The following is a 2436-nucleotide window of genomic DNA, read 5'->3' on the forward strand; positions in this document are numbered from 1 at the left end:
GCAGCTCCTCGGCCACGCGGCGGGTGCCGGCATAGTCGGCGCTCTCGTAGAGGCTGCGCATTTGGCCGAGGGTGGCGTTGGCCACTTCGCGCCGGTTGGTGCTGGCCCCGCGTAGGCGCTCGTAGAGCTTAGCGGCCTCGGCGTAGTTCTTGTTCTCGAATTCGAGGTCGGCCAGACGGCCCACGGCGCGGTTCACGAACTCCGACTTGCCTTCCTCTACCACGGCGCGCAGGCGGGTCAGACCCTGCTGGCGGTCGCCGGTTTTCAGGTACGAATCGGCCAGGAAGAACCGGGCATCCGGGCCCAGGGCCGACTGCGGGTACTGCTTCAAGTACGACTCCAGGCGCAGGATGGCGGGCTGGTATTTCTCAGCCAGATACAGCGACTTCGCCGCTTCAAATTCCACGCTTTCGGTGGCCTTGCTGTCGGGGTTCTGGGCTTTGAAGCCGGCCAGCGCCGCATCAAATTCTTCGGTACGGCCCAGGGCAGTCAGGCTTTCCTGCAGGCTATACAGCGCTTGCGAAGCGGCCTCGCTGCGCGGGTACTCCGTGAGCACACGCTGGAAGTCGGCCACGGCCTTGTCCTGCTGCTCCAGGTTGGCGTAGGACACGCCGCGCTTCTGCAGCGCCTGCGGAATAAGCGAGCTGTTGGGCCGGTTGTCAATCAGCTTCGAGAAGCCCGCGGCGGCCGGCTGGTAGTCGCCCGCTTCAAACGAAAGCTGGGCCTGCTGGAACACGGCATCCTCGGCGTAGCGTGAGTTGGGGCTGGTTTTCAGCAGGGCGGCAAGGGTGCTGCTGGCTTCCTCGCGGCGGCCCATGGCGCCCAGCGTGCGGCCCTTCTGGTAGTAGGCGTAGTCCTTATCGGCGGCGTTGGCCTGAATGACTTTGTCGTAGAGCGTCAGCGCCTGCGGGTAGCTTTTGGCGATGTAGTAGGTATCGGCCAGGCGCAGCGTGGCGTCGTAGTAGTTGATGTCCGACGGCTTGGCATCGATATCGTTCAGGAAGGCCTGGAACTGGGCGCGGGCGCGGTCGTACTGCTTGGTGTTGTAGTAGGCGTATCCGAGGCCGTAGCGGGCCTTTTGCTCGAAGTCAGCTTCCTCGGGGCTCACACCGCCCTGCCGGGCCGAGCGGGCCGCCGCCGCGTAGGCCGTGATGGCATCCGGATACTGCTGGCCCACACTGAAAATCTCGCCGCGCAGCACCTGAGCAGCGGCACGCAGGCCGTCATCGGCCGGAAATTTCAATGACTTATCCAGCAGCGGCAGCGCCTGGGCGTAGTTGCCGTTGTTGTATAGCGTGGCGGCCTGGGCGTAGGCCACGCGCTGGTAGGTAGCGTTCAGCTTGTCGCTGCGGTCGTCGATGCCTTCGAGATAGGCCAGCGCCTGCCCGTAGTCGGTGCTAGATAAAAAACTGTTGCTCAGCAAATCATCGACCACCGGCTGGTTTTTCGAGCGCGGGAAGCGCTTGCGGAAATCGCGCAGCACGGCAATGGTTTCGGGCAGGTTGCCTAGCTCGTACTGCACCTGGCCCAGCTTCAGGGTGGCATTTTCAGCAATGTTCCGGTCGAAGGTGCTCTGGCGGGCGGCCTCGAAAGCCGTCACAGCCTCGCGCTTCTGACCGGTCTGGATGTAGCTCAGGCCCAAATGGTAGGCGGCGTTCTGGCCTAATGAGTCGCGCAGCACGGCCACGTTTTTCAGGCTGGCAATGGCGCCCTTGAAGTCGCCCATCTTGTAATTGGCAAAGCCAATCTTATACTGTAAGGCCGGCTCGATGCGGCCCTGGTGCAGCCCGGCGTACTTATCGAAGTTCTCAGCAGCTTCCTTGTACTGAGCCTTCTGGTAGTAGGCATCGCCGAGCAGCAGCTGGATTTCGTCGGAGTTCTGTGGCGGCGGGGTCTGCTGCAGGGCCTTACCAGCGTAGGCAATCAAGCCATCGTAGTTGCCTTCCTTGTAGTAAATCTGCGTCATGATGGCCGGCACCACCGCCTTGTAGGCGTCGTTCTGCTCGGCCACGCTCAGGTCGTTGCGGGCGGCGGCGTAGTCGCCAGCGCGGTAAGCCAGGTAGCCGGCGTAGTACGAGCTGGCGTACTTGTACTGGCTCTGCACCTGCTTATTGCGGTCGAACAGCAGGCGGGACTTTTCGTAGTCCTTTTGCTCAAAGTAGCTGTAGGCCAGCTTAAAATCGGACTCGGCGCGCTGGTCGTTGCTCAGGTTGTCGGGCGCTACCTTGGTAAAGTAGCGAATGGCGGCCTCGTAGTCTTTCTGGTCGAAGTAGAACTTGCCCAGCTCGAAGTAGGCCACGGCGGCGCGCGGGTGGGCCGGATGCCGGGCCGCGAAATTCAGAATCAGGCCCTCGGCGTCGGGGTGCGACAGGTAGAGGCCGCTCACGGCGTAGTAGTACTCGGCGTCGGCGGTGCGGTCAGCGGCGGCGGGGTCTG

The 2436-nt window shown here is 63.0% G+C and carries 1 protein-coding gene; it reads right to left on the reverse strand.

Annotated features, from left to right (window positions below):
• Positions 1-2436 (reverse strand): tetratricopeptide repeat protein (locus ACYVDE_RS20310; RefSeq protein ID WP_460503357.1); only part of this gene is annotated, 2436 nt, incomplete at both ends.

It is taken from the genome of Hymenobacter agri, assembly GCF_054778495.1.